The following is a 16,735-nucleotide window of genomic DNA, read 5'->3' on the forward strand; positions in this document are numbered from 1 at the left end:
AGCAGGTCAGAGCGATTAACTGGAGGAGGTGCCTAATGCTCAATCAAGAACTGGAACTCAGTTTAAACATGGCTTTCGCCAGAGCGCGTGAGCACCGTCATGAGTTTATGACCGTCGAGCATCTGTTACTGGCGTTGCTCAGTAACCCGTCGGCCAGAGAGGCACTGGAAGCCTGTACGGTGGACATTGTGGCTCTACGGCAGGAACTCGAAGCCTTCATTGAACAGACCACGCCTGTGCTGCCTGCCAGCGAAGAAGAGCGTGATACGCAACCGACGCTCAGCTTCCAACGTGTACTACAGCGTGCGGTTTTCCATGTTCAGTCATCCGGACGCAGTGAAGTTACCGGTGCGAACGTACTGGTTGCTATTTTCAGCGAGCAAGAGTCGCAAGCGGCTTACCTGCTGCGCAAACACGAAGTCAGCCGCCTTGATGTGGTGAATTTCATCTCTCACGGCACGCGTAAAGACGAACCTGGCCAGGCACCTGGTGCTGAAAACCCGGTTAACGAAGAGCAAGCAGGCGGGGAGGAACGTATGGAAAACTTCACCACCAATCTTAATCAGCTTGCTCGCGTTGGCGGAATTGACCCGCTGATCGGTCGCGACAAAGAGCTGGAACGCACTATTCAGGTTCTGTGTCGCCGCCGTAAAAATAACCCGTTGCTGGTGGGGGAATCCGGTGTCGGTAAAACAGCCATTGCGGAAGGTTTAGCCTGGCGCATTGTGCAGGGTGACGTGCCTGAGGTGATGAAGGACTGCACCATCTATTCTCTGGATATCGGCTCTCTGCTGGCGGGCACCAAGTACCGTGGCGACTTTGAGAAACGTTTCAAAGCCCTGTTAAAACAGCTGGAGCAGGATAACAGCAGCATCCTGTTTATTGATGAGATTCACACCATCATCGGTGCGGGTGCAGCATCGGGTGGGCAGGTCGATGCCGCCAACCTGATTAAACCACTGCTTTCTAGCGGTAAAATCCGCGTGATGGGTTCCACGACCTATCAGGAATTCAGCAACATCTTTGAAAAAGATCGCGCCCTGGCGCGCCGTTTCCAGAAAATCGACATTACCGAGCCGTCGGTAGAAGAAACGGTACAGATTCTTAACGGCCTGAAAACCAAATATGAAGCGCACCATGACGTTCGTTACACCGCGAAAGCCGTGCGTGCGGCAGTCGAACTGGCGGTGAAATATATCAACGATCGCCATCTGCCAGATAAAGCCATTGACGTTATCGATGAAGCGGGTGCCCGTGCACGCCTGATGCCAGCCAGCAAACGCAAGAAAACCGTAAATGTGGCTGATATTGAAACCGTGGTCGCGCGTATCGCGCGTATTCCGGAGCAGAGCGTGTCCGCCACCGATCGCGATACGCTGAAAAACCTGGGCGACCGCCTGAAAATGCTGGTGTTTGGTCAGGATAATGCCATTGAAGCCTTGACCGAAGCGATCAAGATGAGCCGTGCAGGTCTGGGACAGGATCGCAAACCGGTGGGTTCATTCCTGTTTGCTGGTCCAACGGGCGTCGGTAAAACCGAAGTTACCGTTCAACTGGCGAAAGCGCTGGGGATTGAACTGCTGCGTTTTGACATGTCCGAGTACATGGAGCGTCACACCGTCAGCCGCCTGATTGGTGCGCCTCCGGGCTATGTTGGCTTTGATCAGGGTGGTCTGCTGACTGATGCGGTGATCAAACATCCTCATGCCGTCGTACTGCTGGATGAGATTGAGAAAGCGCATCCGGATGTGTTTAACCTGTTGCTGCAGGTAATGGATAACGGCATGTTGACCGACAACAACGGCCGCAAGGCGGATTTCCGCAACGTGGTACTGGTGATGACAACCAATGCTGGCGTGCGCGAAACCGAGCGTAAATCTATTGGCCTGATTCATCAGGACAACAGCACTGACGCAATGGAAGAGATTAAAAAAATCTTTACGCCTGAATTCCGTAACCGTCTGGACAACATTATCTGGTTCAGCCACTTGTCGGCCGAAGTCATTCATCAGGTGGTGGACAAGTTTATCGTTGAACTGCAGGCCCAACTGGATGCTAAAGGCGTTTCACTCGAGGTCAGTGATGAAGCGCGTGACTGGCTGGCAGAGAAAGGCTACGACAAAGCGATGGGTGCCCGTCCAATGGCGCGTACCGTTCAGGAAAGCCTGAAGAAACCGTTGGCCAATGAACTGCTGTTTGGTTCGCTGGTGGAAGGGGGTTCAGTATCGGTTGCACTGGATAAAGAGAAAGGCCAGTTAACTTATCACTTCCTGAGTGCGCAAAAACGTAAAGCGGAAGGCACTGTGCACTAAGCACTGTGTGACGGAAAGAGAAAAGGCCGGATATTATCCGGCCTTTTTTTTATTGCCTCGGTTGGAGGCAATAGCATCAACGCAACTCAGCGACTACGGAAGACAATGCGGCCTTTGCTCAGGTCGTACGGGGTCAGCTCGACAGTCACTTTGTCGCCCGTCAGGATGCGGATGTAGTTTTTACGCATTTTACCGGAGATATGAGCGGTAACCACGTGTCCGTTCTCAAGTTCTACGCGGAACATGGTGTTAGGTAACGTATCCAGTACGGTACCTTGCATTTCAATATTGTCTTCTTTGGCCATCGAATCCTCTGGGTGTACTACCTTTCAGTTGAACCGGCAAGATAATGCCCAATTCAACGAGTTATGTAAAGAACCGTCGGCAATAAAGCCAACGCATCGCCGTGCTTCGCTTATAACGCGAGCATGTCGGTTAAATTAGGGTGTTTATGTGACGTCTGCGGGGGATTAGCGGGCTAAGAATCTGAATCAACCGGTAACACGCGCACGATTGAAACAGTCCCGAGAGTGCGATGAGATTCCCAGCCTGGCAATTCCGGCTTGAAATTCAAGCGCGGACGACATACCAAACGCCGCTATTATAGCACTTAACCGACTTTGTGTGTGCAAAACATCTGCGCGAGCTTTAAAAAAGGGTCTGGTTGAGCCAGCAGCCGCTGTCAACGGGTTGAGATGACAGGTTTTTTACCGATTCCAGGTAAGCCTCACGCGGGATTTCGACCGCGCCCAACGATGCCGTATGGGGATTAAGTATCTGACAATCCACCAGGTGTCCTTTGTGCTTAATGAAATGCTGACAAAAAACCCATAGTGCGGTTTTTGAAGCATTGGTTTGCAGGCTGAACATGGATTCACCACAAAATATCTGGCCCAGCGCCAGCCCGTACATGCCGCCTGCCAGCTGTTGCCCGCGCCAGACTTCAATGGAGTGAGCATGACCCAGCTCATAGAGTTTCAGCCATGCGCGTTTCACTTCAAAGGTGATCCAGGTTCCTTCTTCGCGGCCCATGGCACAGCCCTCAACGACATCAGCAAAGGCTTCATTCATGGTGACGCGATAAGGCGATTGCTGATGAAAGCGTTTCATACTGCGGCTAAGATGAAAATGTTCAGGGATCAACACCGCACGGGGATCGGGTGACCACCACAGAATCGGATCGCCCGGCGAAAACCAGGGGAAAATACCTTGCTGATAGGCGCTGAGCAGACGGGCAGGCGAAAGATCGCCGCCCATGGCCAGCAGACCATTGGGCTCGCGCAGGGCCATTTCCGGGGGAGGAAACAGCAACGATTCCCGTGACAGTTGAACCAGTCTCATCGCGTTACGTTATCCATCAGCTTTTGCACGAAACTATAACGCAAAGCGTTGCTGGAAACGCCAGTAACGTCCACCTTTTGCGACTAATTCGGAATGATTTCCCTGCTCAATGATTCGGCCGCTGTCCATAAGGCAAATTCTGTCCATTTGTGCCAGGCCTGTCAGACGGTGAGTGACCATAATGACGGTTTTGCCTGCCGTAAGCTGCTGCAGCAAGGCGAGAATATGCTGCTCGGTCGCCGCATCAAGGCCTTCCGTTGGCTCATCCAATAGCCACAGGTCGCCGTTATGCAGCAGGGCACGGGCAAGCGCCAGACGTCGCAGTTCGCCCCCAGACAGCGGACGACCGCCTTCGCCCAGCCAGGCATTTAATCCTTCCTCGTTATCCAGCAGGGTCTGCAGACCAGTCTGCATTAATGCCGCAGTCAGGGTTTCGTCGCTGGCGTTGGGGCAGGCCAGCAATAAATTGTCACGCAGGGTCTGGCTGAACAGATGAACACGCTGGGTGACAACGCTGATGCGTTGCCGGAGTTGCGCCTCATCCCACTCAGTAAGGGGAACTGCGTTTAACCTAATCTCACCTTGCTGACTATCCCAGGCGCGCGTAAGCAGCCCAAGCAATGTCGATTTTCCACAGCCGGTCGGTCCGAGCAGCGCAACGTGTTCTCCCCCCTCAATGCTTAATGAAAACTGATTCAACACTTTTTCAGGGCGTCCCGGATAGCAAAAATCAAGCGCCTGTAGGCTTACGTGTAATGCACCAGAAGGGATAACGGTTTTAGAGGGAAAAACAATCGCCGGTGTTTGTTCGATAATTTCATTGACGCGTTGGGCCGCCGTTATCACCTGAGACAGTGGCAAAAATGCGCCCGCGACCGGGGCCAGGGCTTCAAAAGCGGCCAGGGCACAAAATACCACCAGCGCAATGAATGGCCCGGGAAGTTGCTGCTGCGCAATGCTCTCTGCGCTGAGCCAGAGCAGCGCAGTAACCGTCATGCCGCTGCATATCAGTAACAGACTTTGCGCCAGCGCCTGTAAACGTTCTTGTTGACGCTGTGCTTCCTGCCACTGTTGTTCACTGCTGTCGAGTCTGGTACGCCAGACTGCAGCATTACCATATAACGTCAGTTCAGCCTGGCCTGCCAGCCAGTGCATTAACTGCACGCGCCAGTGCGAGCGCTGACGGGTAATCGCAACGCCCGCCGGTGCGCCCAGGCGGTAAAAGAGCGGTGGCAAGATGCAGAGCAGGGCGAGCAGGGCACCGCCCAGGGTGAGAGCCAGCTGCAGGTCAATCAGACTTAAACCGACCGTCACCACCACAATGACGATAAACGCACCCAGCAGCGGTGAGATTACCCGCAGATAGAGATGATCCAGCGTGTCGACATCACCGACAAAACGGTTGAGCAGATCCGCCTGACGAAAGGCTGCAAGCTGAGCGGGTGCCAGCGAAATCAAACGACTGAAGGTGAAAACGCGTAAATGTTGCAACACCCGAAACGTCGCGTCGTGAGTGACCAGCCGTTCAAAGTAACGGGCCGCCGTGCGGATAATTGCCGCGCCGCGCACACCTGCTGCGGGAAGCATATAGTTAAAACTGTACAGTCCCGCAACGCCAGCGACAGACGAGGCCGCCAGAAACCACCCGGATAAGGTCAGCAAGCCAATGCTGGCTAACAGCGTGACGATGGCCAGAACCATTCCCAGCGTCAGCCGGAAGGGATGACGCAGCCACAATCGCATAAAAGGACGCAGAGCAGACATCAGATGCACTCCTGTTGACGACGATGTTGTAGCAATTCACGGAACGGCCCAGGCTGTGAGGTAAGTTGCTGCCAGTGGCCCTGCTGCACCAGTTTTCCTTCCTCCATGAGCCAGATTTCATCCCAGTCTTGCAGCGAATCAATCTGATGCGTAATCATCAGGGTGGTTTGCTGCGTTGCAGCCTGATTTAACGCCAGCATAACGTGATGTTCACTTAGCGCATCCAGGCTGGCGGCAGGCTCATCCAGTAGCAATAGCTGAGCCGGTTTGTACAGCGCTCGCGCTACCGCAATACGCTGTGCCTGTCCCACGGACAACGCGTTACTGGCATCGCCAGGCGCGGTATCCAGCCCTTCAGGCAGCCGGGGGAGGAATTCGTTGATGCCACAGGCTGCGGTTAACCTGTCCAGTCGTTCAGTATCCAGGGGCGCGTCCATGACGATATTTTCACGCAACGTTGCGGCCGGTAACTGTGGGTTTTGTCCAACCCAGGCAAGATGCTGATGCCAGTCGCGTCGTGCTATGTCGCGAAGCTCAATGCCATTGGCTTTGAGCGAACCCTCATAGGGTAAAAACCCCAGCAGGGCATTTAACAGCGCGGTTTTTCCTGCACCGCTTTTGCCGACCAGCGCCACGCGCCCGCTTGCCCGTAGGGTGAAATGTAAAGGGCCGCACAGAACCTTGTCGTCGGGGGCGCATACCACAAGGTTGTCAGCAACCAGCTCCAGCGGCGAAGTGGCGCTAAACGCGACATTACCTGAAGCCCTGTCTGACGATGGTGTGTCCTGCATAAACCGCTCAAGGGCATCGGCACCGCCGATTGCCTGTGCCTTAGCATGATAGAAGGTGCCAAGATCGCGCAGAGGTTGAAAGAATTCGGGGGCCAGAATCAACACCAGGAAACCGGCAAACAGCGTGACGCCTTTACCGTAATCGCCAAAATGCAGCTCGCCCAGGTACGAGAAACCAAAATAAACCGCCACCACGGCGATGGCTAATGAGGCAAAAAACTCCAGCACTGAGGAGGAGAGAAAGGCCAGGCGTAAAACCTCCATCGTCCGTTGACGAAAATCTGTCGTCGTGGCGGCAATTGCCTGCTTCTCTGCATCAGCCCGGTGAAACAGCCGCAGCGTTTCCCGCCCGCGTAAGCGATCAAGGAAGTCACCGCTCAGGCGTGCCAGGGCCAGGAAGTTGCGGCGATTAGCATCGGCCGCGCCCATGCCCACCATCGCCATAAAGAGCGGAATCAGCGGTGCCGTAGCCAGCAGAATCAATCCGGCGGCCCAGTTCAGGGGGAACAGGGTAATCAGAATGCAGCAAGGGATTACCGCTGCCAGCGTCATCTGCGGCAGATAGCGCGCATAGTACGCCTGCATATCTTCGGTTTGTTCCAGAAGCAGTGTTGCCCAACTGCCTGCGGGTTTGCCCTGTATCCAGGCGGGCCCCAGATCGGATAAACGATCCAACACCTGTTTACGCAGTGCCTGGCGGATGGCCTGACCGGCCCGAAAGCCTGCCTGCTCGCGGGCATAGTTCAGCACCGCGCGCAGCACAAAGCACAACAGCAGTAACATAAAGCGGGGCAGGAGGGATTGCGGCGCTTGCTGCTCGACGATAAGTGCCTGCAGTAACGAAGCCAGCAGCCAGGCCTGCATGATAATCAGTAGTGCGCCTGCTGAACCTAAGAGTGAGGCAAGTCGTAGCCAGGGACCGGCATGATGGCGCTGTTGACGAAGCCAACGGGTAAGGTGCTGCTGCCGCGATTTGTTCATGCGAAACCCACTGTGGCGAAGACAAATGAAATGAGGCAAGTCCCTCACGCCTGGCGCATGAATTTAGCATGGTGATAATAAAAAAGGCGACTGAAAAACAGTCGCCTCAAACAATTAAGATCAGGTTATTAACAACTTACTTATCGTTCTTAACCAGACCATCAAGATAACGCTCTGCATCTAAGGCAGCCATACAGCCAGTACCCGCAGAGGTAATGGCCTGGCGATAGATATGATCCATCACGTCACCCGCGGCAAACACACCCGGAATACTGGTCTGGGTGGCATTGCCGTGCAGTCCTGACTGCACCTTGATATAGCCATTCTCAAGCGCTAACTGACCGTCGAAAATCGCCGTGTTTGGGCTATGGCCAATGGCCACAAACAGGCCAGCAACCTCCAGCGCTTCCGTTTCATCGTTCAGCGTTGAACGCAGCGTCAGCCCGGTCACGCCCATCTGATCGCCCACAACTTCTTCCAGCGTACGATGAGTGTGCAGCACGATGTTGCCGTTGCTGACTTTTTGCATCAGGCGATCAATTAAAATTTTCTCCGCACGGAAGCTGTCGCGACGGTGAATCAAATGCACTTCAGCGGCAATATTGGCCAGATAAAGTGCCTCTTCTACCGCCGTATTACCGCCGCCGATAACGGCGACTTTCTGATTACGGTAGAAGAAACCATCGCAGGTGGCGCAGGCTGAAACGCCTTTGCCTTTAAACGCTTCTTCTGACGGCAGGCCGAGATAGCGCGCCGACGCGCCCGTGGCAATAATCAGCGCATCTGCGGTGTATTCGCCGCTGTCACCGGTTAAACGGAACGGACGATTCTGCAGATCAACGCTATGAATGTGGTCAAAAATAATCTCAGTGTTAAATTTCTCAGCATGCTCGTGCATGCGTTCCATTAACGACGGACCTGTCAGATCGTGCGGGTCGCCCGGCCAGTTTTCCACGTCCGTCGTGGTGGTCAGCTGTCCGCCTTTTTCCAGCCCGGTAATCAATACCGGATTCAGATTTGCGCGTGCAGCATAGACGGCTGCGGTATAACCTGCTGGACCAGAGCCCAGAATGAGCAACTTACTGTGTTTAGCCGTACTCATGCGTTCCTCAGTTTCATTCGCCTGACATAGTCTGCGATTGTAGGGAATAAGCCGCATCATTGACAACACTTGCGCGCTTTTGTTGGCGATTGCTGTAAACGGCGTAGACGATGAATACGTTTTTCGCCTGTCACTTGTGCCAAAAGGGGGCAAAAATTCATTTCGTTGCACCATGCCGCACGAAAATACTCATTTAAAAACAGTGACCCAGCGAAGTGTCTGGCATCTTGTCCTGAATTTAGACATTTTACTTTGACAATCGCCTGCGCATTTGCGAAAACAGTGTAAGAAGCGAATGACATCTTCGGAACAAAACGGGTTTTGCCGCCGGGTTTTGGGCAATGTGCCGAACGAATTTTGTCGTCTGATATGGGTCATGACGCATGATGTGGACAGGCAATATGCGTCATACACATAGGTGCGAACGCACTCAGACTTTGTTATTTCACTTCAAAAAATGCCCCGAACAATGAGCGTTTTCAGGGGATGGCAGGTAAAGGGAAGGAATTAAGAGAGACAATAATAATGGTAGATAATAAGAAACGCCCCGGTAAAGACCTCGACAGGATCGACAGAAACATTCTGAATGAATTGCAGAAAGACGGTCGCATCTCAAACGTGGAACTTTCCAAACGTGTAGGATTATCGCCTACACCTTGTCTTGAGCGTGTACGTCGTCTTGAACGCCAGGGATTCATCCTTGGTTATACTGCGCAACTTAACCCTCACTACCTGGACGCCTCATTACTGGTATTCGTTGAGATTACTCTGAATCGTGGCGCGCCAGATGTGTTTGAACAATTTAACGCCGCCGTACAAAAACTTGAGGAAACTCAAGAGTGTCACCTGGTTTCTGGTGATTTCGACTACCTGCTTAAAACGCGCGTGCCTGATATGTCCGCCTACCGCAAGCTGCTGGGTGAAACCTTGCTGCGCCTGCCAGGTGTAAACGACACGCGGACTTACGTGGTGATGGAAGAGGTCAAACAGAGTAACCGTCTGGTGATCAAAACGCGCTGATGCGTGGCAGGTGCAAAGCCTGTGAAATTTCGGTACACTCCTGTGAATACATACAGGACCAGCGTCGGGTGAGCCCGGCGCTGTTGTTTCTTACTTTACAGGCACCTGGAGAGTTCTCTTGAGCCAGGAATACACAGAAGATAAAGACGTTTCGTTACAGTCGCTGAGCAGTGGACGCCGTCTGCTGGAAGCGTTGCTCATCCTGGTGGCGTTGTTTGCCATCTATCTGATGGTTTCCCTCGTCAGTTTTAATCCTTCCGACCCGAGCTGGTCGCAGACGGCCTGGCATGAACCTATCCATAATATTGGTGGCAAGGTAGGCGCGTGGCTGGCTGATACCTTACTGTTCATCTTTGGTGTGATGGCGTACGCCATTCCGCCGGTTATTTTGGGGCTGTGCTGGATAGCGTTTCGCCAGCGCGATAATCAGGACTACTTTGACTATTTCGCCATCGGTTTACGCTTAATCGGCGTACTGGCATTGGTGGTGACCACCTGCGGTATGGCGGCACTCAATGCTGACGACATCTGGTATTTTGCCTCGGGTGGCGTCATCGGCAGTCTTGTCAGTAATGCGATTTCGCCCTGGTTTAGTCCAGCAGGCGGAACGCTGACGCTGCTCTGCATCTGGGCTGCCGGGATTACGCTTTATACCGGCTGGTCATGGTTAACCATTGCGGAAAGAATCGGCGGCGTTGTTATGGGCGTGCTGACCTTTGCCAGCAACCGTTCACGCCATGATGAACCCTGGCAGGAAGAGGATGAGGCAGAACATCATGAAGAGGCTGTGCCTGTCCTTCACGCTCAGCCGCATGAAGACGATGACGTTTTGCTTGCCGCACCGCGTAAAGCTCAGCCCGATCTGGATGAGCACGATCCGCTGCTGGCTAAGGCGGCAACAGCCACTCGCGCCGCCGTCGCCGCAACCGTCGATGCTTCCGATATGCCGGTGGCGTCCGCTGCGGTGCCGACCCAGCAGCCTGCCGTTGCCCCGGCGCTGTCCAATGCGGCGACCGCACAGTCAGTAGCCCCTGTCGCTCAGCCAGTGGGCGCTGTACCTGCACAATCCGCCCATTTTTCCGCCGCGTCCGCGCAGGAATCGGCAGCACATTATTCTACTCCCGTGCGCAATGCTGCGCCGCTTGATCCTGTTCCGCAGGATAAACCGGTGAGCGAACCGCCTCTGTACCGTTTTGAAATGCCGGATGAAACGCCTGCATCCTCAAGCCCCTTTACGGCTTATGAGGATGATGAGCCGAAAATGGGCAACTGGCGCGAGGCAGCCTCTGCCGCGACGCTGAGCAGCGCGGTGACATCAGCCGTTGCCGCAAAGCAGGCGTCATCGATGTCGCCCCTGTTTGAACCGGTACCTGAGAATCAGGCGAATCCGCAGGTGAAGCAGGGGATTGGCCCGGCGCTGCCCCGGCCGAATCCGGTGAAATTACCGACCCGACGCGAACTGGCCTCCTATGGGATCAAACTGCCTTCGCAGCGCATGGCGGAAGAGAAAGCGAAGCTGTCTGAAAGCCCCGCGTCTCAGCCAGTGCCTGAGGATACGCACAACCCGGACTGGTCTGCAGAGGAGCAAGACGCGCTGCAACAGGCCGAGTTACGCCACGCGTTTCAGTCGGAACAGCAACAGCGTTATGGCGAGCGCTGGCAACAGGATGAGCAGCACGAGGACGATGAACTGGCACTGCAACAGGCATCGCTGGCACGTCAGTTCGCCGAACAGCAGCAACAGCGCTATGAGGCGGAGCCCGACAACAACGCACCGGTTTTCAATCTGGATACCTCGGCGGCTTTTGATTTCTCACCGATGAAAGATTTGGTCGACGATGGACCTGTTGAGCCGCTGTTCACCATTGCGGCTGCGCCTGAAACGGATGACGTGGCGGCAAAACATGAGCCGTGGCAGCAAATGCAGGCCGCACCAGAACAGGCGGCAGCCCAGAGAACGGTGCCGACACAGAGCGTGGTGTCGGATACCTTCGTGGCACCTGTTCAACAGCCAGAACCCGTCGAAGACACAAAACCGTCGCTGCATGATAGCCTGATTCACCCTTTCCTGATGCGTCATGAGCAGCCGCTGGAAAAACCCTCCACGCCATTGCCTTCGCTGGATCTGTTAACCGCGCCGCCTGTCGAAGAGGAGCCGGTTGATATGTTTGCGCTGGAGCAGACAGCACGTCTGGTTGAATCACGCCTGGGCGATTATCGTGTTAAGGCGGAAGTCGTCGGCATTTCTCCAGGCCCGGTGATTACCCGCTTTGAACTGGATCTGGCGCCTGGCGTGAAAGCCGCGCGTATTTCTAACCTGTCACGCGATCTGGCCCGTTCACTGTCGACCACGGCAGTGCGCGTTGTTGAAGTGATTCCCGGTAAGCCCTATGTCGGACTGGAATTACCGAATAAGCATCGTCAGACCGTTTACTTACGTGAAGTGCTGGATTGTCCAAAATTCCGTGACAATCCTTCACCTCTGGCCGTGGTACTGGGTAAAGACATTGCCGGTCAGCCGGTAGTGGCCGATTTGGCGAAAATGCCACACTTACTGGTAGCGGGTACCACCGGTTCGGGTAAGTCAGTCGGTGTGAACGCCATGATTCTCAGCATGTTGTATAAAGCCACGCCGGAAGAAGTGCGCTTTATTATGATCGACCCGAAAATGCTTGAGCTGTCGGTCTATGAAGGCATTCCGCATCTACTCACCGAAGTCGTCACCGATATGAAAGATGCGGCGAATGCGCTGCGCTGGAGCGTCGGTGAGATGGAGCGCCGCTATAAACTGATGTCGGCGCTTGGCGTGCGTAATCTTGCGGGCTACAACGAGAAAGTTGAGCAGGCGGAGGCGATGGGCCGTCCAATTCCCGATCCGTTCTGGAAACCGGGCGACAGTATGGACATGACGCCACCGGTGCTGGAAAAATTGCCTTACATTGTGGTGATGGTGGATGAGTTCGCCGACCTGATGATGGCCGTGGGTAAAAAAGTGGAAGAGCTGATTGCCCGCCTGGCGCAGAAAGCACGTGCGGCAGGTATCCACCTGGTGCTGGCAACCCAGCGTCCCTCGGTGGATGTGATTACCGGTCTGATCAAAGCGAACATCCCGACCCGTATTGCCTTTACCGTATCAAGTAAAATTGACTCGCGTACTATTCTCGACCAGGGCGGCGCGGAGTCGTTGCTGGGGATGGGTGACATGCTCTATATGCCGCCAAACTCCTCCATGCCGGTCCGTGTTCACGGTGCCTTCGTGCGCGATCAGGAAGTTCATGCCGTTGTGCAGGACTGGAAAGCGCGTGGCCGTCCGCAATACATTGAGAGCATTACAGCGGGTGAAGAGAGCGAAGGTGCAGGCGGTATCGACAGCGATGAAGAACTGGACCCGTTGTTCGATCAGGCGGTGGGCTTTGTGGTAGACAAGCGTCGCGCCTCTATTTCGGGGGTTCAGCGTCAGTTCCGTATCGGCTATAACCGCGCCGCGCGCATCATTGAGCAGATGGAAGCACAAGGGATTGTCTCGGCGCCGGGTCATAACGGTAACCGCGAAGTTCTGTCACCACCGCCACATGATATGTAGAGCCTGAGCGATAAGCTTTGAAACATAAATCAATGAGCCAGTTCTTGCTGGCTCATTGTTTTTTAGCGGTTAACCCCCATAGTTGATTAGGCTTTCGGTTTTTTCTCCTGTATTAAATGCAGGACAGCGACCAGGCTTAGTATCGTTATCAACGGGAAACGATTTAATAAGGATTTAAGCAGATGAAATTACGCGTAATCGCCTTCGGCCTGATGGCCGCTTTGGGTTCAGCCAGCGCTTTCGCTGATGCATCGACTGACCTGCAACAGCGTTTAAATAAAGTAAACAGCTTCCACGCCAGCTTTACTCAAAAGGTTACCGATGGCAGCGGTGCTAACGTGCAGGACGGGGAAGGTGAGCTGTGGGTTAAACGCCCCAGCCTGTTCAACTGGCACATGACCGCGCCTGACGAGAGCGTCATTATCTCTGACGGAAAATCGTTATGGTTCTACAACCCGTTTGTAGAACAGGCCACGGTAAGCCTGTTAAAAAATGCCACCAGTAATACGCCATTTATGTTGATTGCCCGTAATCAGTCGAGTGACTGGAAGCAATATAACGTCAAGCAGCAGGGCGACAAATTTGAACTGACGCCGAAGAAAAGCGATGGCAATCTCAAGCAGTTCACGATTGATGTGACGCCAGACGGCACCATCAATCAGTTCAGCGCCATAGAGCAGGATGGGCAGCGCAGTAACTACCAGTTAAAGAGCCAGAAAAACGGCCCTATCAGCCCGGATAAATTCACTTTCACCCCGCCTAAAGGCGTCACGGTGGATGATCAACGTCAGTGAGGTGGTAGTGAGTAACCTGTCCCTGGATTTCTCCAGCGAAGATTTTAAACCACTGGCCGCGCGTATGCGGCCAGAAACCCTGAAGCACTATATTGGTCAGCAACACCTGTTGGCTGCGGGTAAACCGCTGCCGCGCGCGATTGAGGCTGGCCATTTGCATTCAATGATTCTCTGGGGACCGCCAGGAACAGGCAAAACCACACTGGCCGAGATTATCGCGCACTACGGTAACGCGGACGTTGAACGTATCTCTGCCGTCACATCAGGCGTCAAAGAAATTCGTGAAGCGATAGAACGTGCGCGCCTGAGCAAGCAGGCCGGCCGTCGCACGATTCTTTTCGTGGATGAGGTGCACCGTTTCAACAAAAGCCAGCAGGATGCCTTCCTGCCGCATATTGAAGACGGCACAATCACCTTTATTGGTGCAACGACCGAAAACCCCAGCTTCGAGCTTAATTCCGCCCTGTTGTCACGCGCCCGCGTTTATTTGCTCAAGTCCCTGACCACAGAGGACATCGAGCAGGTACTTGACCAGGCTATGCAGGACGCCGATCGAGGCTATGGCAACAGCGATATCCTGTTACCGGATAATACGCGGCGCATGATCGCTGAGTTGGTGAACGGCGATGCGCGCCGTGCGCTGAACACGCTGGAAATGATGGCGGATATGGCCGAAACACGCGCGGACGGGAAAAGGGAATTAACGCCACAGCTGTTAACCGAGGTGGCCGGTGAGCGTTCTGCCCGCTTTGATAACAAGGGCGACCGTTTTTACGACCTTATTTCTGCGTTACATAAGTCAGTTCGCGGTTCGGCACCCGATGCTGCCCTCTACTGGTACGCACGGATTATTACCGCAGGTGGCGATCCGCTCTATGTGGCACGTCGCCTGCTGGCGATTGCCTCTGAAGATGTCGGCAACGCCGATCCTCGCGGTATGCAGGTTGCGATTTCGGCCTGGGATTGTTTTACCCGCGTCGGGCCCGCGGAAGGGGAACGGGCGATTGCACAAGCCATTGTTTATCTGGCCTGCGCGCCAAAAAGTAACGCCGTTTATAACGCGTTTAAGGCCGCGATGCGTGATGCGCGCGACCATCCCGATTTTGATGTCCCCGACCATTTGCGCAATGCGCCCACTAAACTAATGAAAGAGATGGGCTTGGGTGAAAGTTACCGCTATGCCCATGATGAAGCCAACGCTTACGCGGCTGGCGAGGTCTATTTCCCCCCTGAAATGGCACAAACACGTTACTATCATCCAACACAACGTGGTCTTGAAGGCAAAATTGGCGAAAAGCTGGCCTGGCTTACTGAACTCGATCAAAATAGCCAGACAAAACGCTACCGCTAAAACAGACGTTGCGGTAATGTGGTCAATGTTTTCAACGCATTCCAGCAGGAATGCGTCCCTTCTTTTAACTCATAAATACACAGGATAAGCATGCTCGATCCCAATCTGCTGCGTAATGAGCCAGACGCAGTCGCAGAAAAACTGGCACGCCGAGGATTCAAACTGGATGTGGAAATGCTGCGTTCGCTCGAAGAGCGTCGCAAAGTCTTGCAGGTAGAAACCGAAAACCTGCAGGCCGAGCGTAACTCCCGATCCAAATCCATCGGTCAGGCCAAAGCACGTGGGGAAGACATCGAGCCACTGCGTCAGGAAGTGAACAGCCTGGGCGAACGCCTGGATGCTGCCAAAGCAGAACTGGATGAACTGCAAAATCAGATCCGCGACTTTAGCCTGGCGCTGCCGAATATTCCTGCGGATGAAGTGCCGCTGGGCAAAGACGACAGCGAGAATCAGGAAGTCAGCCGCTGGGGTGAGCCACGCCAGTTCGATTTTCAGGTAAAAGATCATGTTGAGCTGGGCGAAGCCGCGAAAGGGCTGGATTTTGCCGCGGCAGTAAAGCTTACCGGTTCACGCTTCGTCGTGATGCAAGGCCAGATTGCCCGCCTGCACCGTGCGCTTAGCCAGTTTATGATTGACCTGCACACCGAGCAGCATGGCTACCTGGAAACCTACGTGCCTTATCTGGTTAACCACGCGACGTTGTACGGAACAGGACAGCTACCTAAGTTTGGTGAAGATCTGTTTCATACCCGACCACTGGAAGAAGAATCAGAAAGCAGCCACTATGCGCTGATTCCTACCGCAGAAGTGCCATTGACCAACCTTGTACGCGATGAAATCGTCGAGGAAGAGAACCTGCCGCTGAAGCTGACGGCTCATACGCCGTGTTTCCGCTCTGAAGCGGGCTCCTATGGCCGTGATACGCGCGGACTTATCCGTATGCACCAGTTCGATAAAGTCGAGATGGTACAGATCGTCGCGCCAGAAACCTCAATGGATGCCCTGGAAGAGTTGGTCGGTCATGCCGAAAAAGTCTTACAGCTGCTGAATTTGCCCTACCGTAAAGTGCTGCTGTGTACGGGCGATATGGGCTTTGGTTCCACTAAAACCTACGATTTAGAAGTGTGGTTACCGGCGCAGAATACGTACCGTGAAATCTCTTCCTGCTCAAATATGGGGGATTTCCAGGCCCGCCGTATGCAGGCCCGCACCCGTAATAAGCAGGATAAAAAGCCGCGTCTGGTCCATACATTAAATGGTTCCGGTCTGGCTGTGGGCCGCACCCTGGTGGCGGTGCTGGAAAACTACCAGCAGCAAGACGGCCGCATTGCCGTGCCAGAGGTACTGCGCCCTTATATGAAGGGCCTGGAATTTATTGGTTAATCGCCCGTTATCCTCTGAAAAACCCAGCGCCCGCTGGGTTTTTTTTTGGTCCAAATGGCGGAACGATGTCTACGAACCGCATAAGCATTTATCACAAATAAACGTTATCGATGTATCGCGCTGCCGGAAGCGTAAAAATCTACATTATCATAGAGATAGCTTTATTTTCCTCGGCGTAAAATATTCCGCTAACTTACTGAAGATAAATAAATTAAATTGTCGGGCAGCAAAATGTGCTGAGGTTTGTTTCTCCCCGTTGACTTTAAAAAACGCAATGGCAAACTGCGCGCAATTTCCTTCATTTCTTTTGGTT

10 protein-coding genes and 2 pseudogenes are annotated in these 16,735 nt (G+C 54.0%); 7 read left to right on the forward strand and 5 right to left on the reverse strand.

The features are described from left to right. Positions 1 to 35 precede the first annotated feature (35 nt). Positions 36 to 2,312 carry an ATP-dependent Clp protease ATP-binding subunit ClpA gene (gene clpA / locus CMR03_RS17990; protein ID WP_063878934.1) on the forward strand — a complete coding sequence of 759 codons (2,277 nt, stop codon included), beginning with the start codon at positions 36 to 38 and terminating at the stop codon, positions 2,310 to 2,312. 86 nt (positions 2,313 to 2,398) lie between these two features. Here clpA and infA read toward each other — a convergent pair whose 3' ends face one another. The 5 genes from infA to trxB form a co-directional block, all read right to left on the reverse strand. Next, positions 2,399 to 2,617 carry a translation initiation factor IF-1 gene (infA, locus tag CMR03_RS17995; protein WP_002211347.1) on the reverse strand — a complete coding sequence of 73 codons (219 nt, stop codon included), beginning with the start codon at positions 2,615 to 2,617 and terminating at the stop codon, positions 2,399 to 2,401. A 343-nt stretch (positions 2,618 to 2,960) separates the two neighbouring features. Then, positions 2,961 to 3,653, reverse strand: coding sequence for a leucyl/phenylalanyl-tRNA--protein transferase (gene aat, locus CMR03_RS18000; RefSeq protein ID WP_096012218.1), 693 nt, complete (start codon positions 3,651 to 3,653; stop codon positions 2,961 to 2,963). 33 nt (positions 3,654 to 3,686) lie between these two features. After that, positions 3,687 to 5,417, reverse strand: coding sequence for a heme ABC transporter ATP-binding protein/permease CydC (cydC, locus tag CMR03_RS18005; RefSeq protein WP_096012219.1), 1,731 nt, complete (start codon positions 5,415 to 5,417; stop codon positions 3,687 to 3,689). Continuing rightward, entirely contained in the window at positions 5,417 to 7,189 is a 1,773-nt protein-coding gene (cydD, locus tag CMR03_RS18010; RefSeq protein ID WP_096012220.1) for a heme ABC transporter permease/ATP-binding protein CydD, read from the reverse strand. Before cydD ends, cydC begins: the two co-directional genes overlap by 1 nt. 136 nt (positions 7,190 to 7,325) lie before the next feature. Next, a complete protein-coding gene (gene trxB, locus CMR03_RS18015; RefSeq protein ID WP_063878938.1) occupies positions 7,326 to 8,291 on the reverse strand; it encodes a thioredoxin-disulfide reductase in 966 nt (321 codons plus the stop codon). A gap of 525 nt (positions 8,292 to 8,816) precedes the next feature. On the opposite strand from trxB, the gene lrp reads away from it, so the two are divergent. The 6 genes and pseudogenes from lrp to serS all read left to right on the forward strand — a co-directional run bounded on the left by lrp (position 8,817) and on the right by serS (position 16,422). Further along, positions 8,817 to 9,311, forward strand: coding sequence for a leucine-responsive transcriptional regulator Lrp (gene lrp, locus CMR03_RS18020; RefSeq protein WP_006118610.1), 495 nt, complete (start codon positions 8,817 to 8,819; stop codon positions 9,309 to 9,311). A 229-nt stretch (positions 9,312 to 9,540) separates the two neighbouring features. Next, positions 9,541 to 9,942, forward strand: a pseudogene (locus CMR03_RS25920) (DNA translocase FtsK 4TM domain-containing protein); the annotation flags it as partial. 654 nt (positions 9,943 to 10,596) lie between these two features. Then, a pseudogene (locus tag CMR03_RS25925) lies at positions 10,597 to 12,894 on the forward strand (DNA translocase FtsK); the annotation flags it as partial. A gap of 182 nt (positions 12,895 to 13,076) precedes the next feature. Then, positions 13,077 to 13,688, forward strand: coding sequence for an outer membrane lipoprotein periplasmic chaperone LolA (lolA, locus tag CMR03_RS18030; RefSeq protein ID WP_063878940.1), 612 nt, complete (start codon positions 13,077 to 13,079; stop codon positions 13,686 to 13,688). 7 nt (positions 13,689 to 13,695) lie between these two features. After that, positions 13,696 to 15,039, forward strand: a complete 1,344-nt coding sequence (locus CMR03_RS18035; protein ID WP_063881143.1) for a replication-associated recombination protein A — start codon at positions 13,696 to 13,698, stop codon at positions 15,037 to 15,039. 90 nt (positions 15,040 to 15,129) lie between these two features. Beyond that, positions 15,130 to 16,422 (forward strand): serine--tRNA ligase, encoded by a 1,293-nt coding sequence (gene serS / locus CMR03_RS18040; protein ID WP_096012222.1) that lies wholly within the window; start codon positions 15,130 to 15,132, stop codon positions 16,420 to 16,422. Positions 16,423 to 16,735: the final 313 nt, after the last annotated feature.

The sequence above is a fragment of the Pantoea allii genome, assembly GCF_002307475.1.
In the GTDB taxonomy this organism is placed as follows: domain Bacteria; phylum Pseudomonadota; class Gammaproteobacteria; order Enterobacterales; family Enterobacteriaceae; genus Pantoea; species Pantoea allii.

What these genes read in the sequence shown, in the direction of transcription:
- clpA (WP_063878934.1), top strand. Translation starts at nt 36, where the DNA reads ATGCTCAATCAAGAACTGGAACTCAGTTTAAACATGGCTTTCGCCAGA.
- infA (WP_002211347.1), bottom strand. Translation starts at nt 2,617, where the DNA reads ATGGCCAAAGAAGACAATATTGAAATGCAAGGTACCGTACTGGATACG.
- aat (WP_096012218.1), bottom strand. Translation starts at nt 3,653, where the DNA reads ATGAGACTGGTTCAACTGTCACGGGAATCGTTGCTGTTTCCTCCCCCG.
- cydC (WP_096012219.1), bottom strand. Translation starts at nt 5,417, where the DNA reads ATGTCTGCTCTGCGTCCTTTTATGCGATTGTGGCTGCGTCATCCCTTC.
- cydD (WP_096012220.1), bottom strand. Translation starts at nt 7,189, where the DNA reads ATGAACAAATCGCGGCAGCAGCACCTTACCCGTTGGCTTCGTCAACAG.
- trxB (WP_063878938.1), bottom strand. Translation starts at nt 8,291, where the DNA reads ATGAGTACGGCTAAACACAGTAAGTTGCTCATTCTGGGCTCTGGTCCA.
- lrp (WP_006118610.1), top strand. Translation starts at nt 8,817, where the DNA reads ATGGTAGATAATAAGAAACGCCCCGGTAAAGACCTCGACAGGATCGAC.
- lolA (WP_063878940.1), top strand. Translation starts at nt 13,077, where the DNA reads ATGAAATTACGCGTAATCGCCTTCGGCCTGATGGCCGCTTTGGGTTCA.
- serS (WP_096012222.1), top strand. Translation starts at nt 15,130, where the DNA reads ATGCTCGATCCCAATCTGCTGCGTAATGAGCCAGACGCAGTCGCAGAA.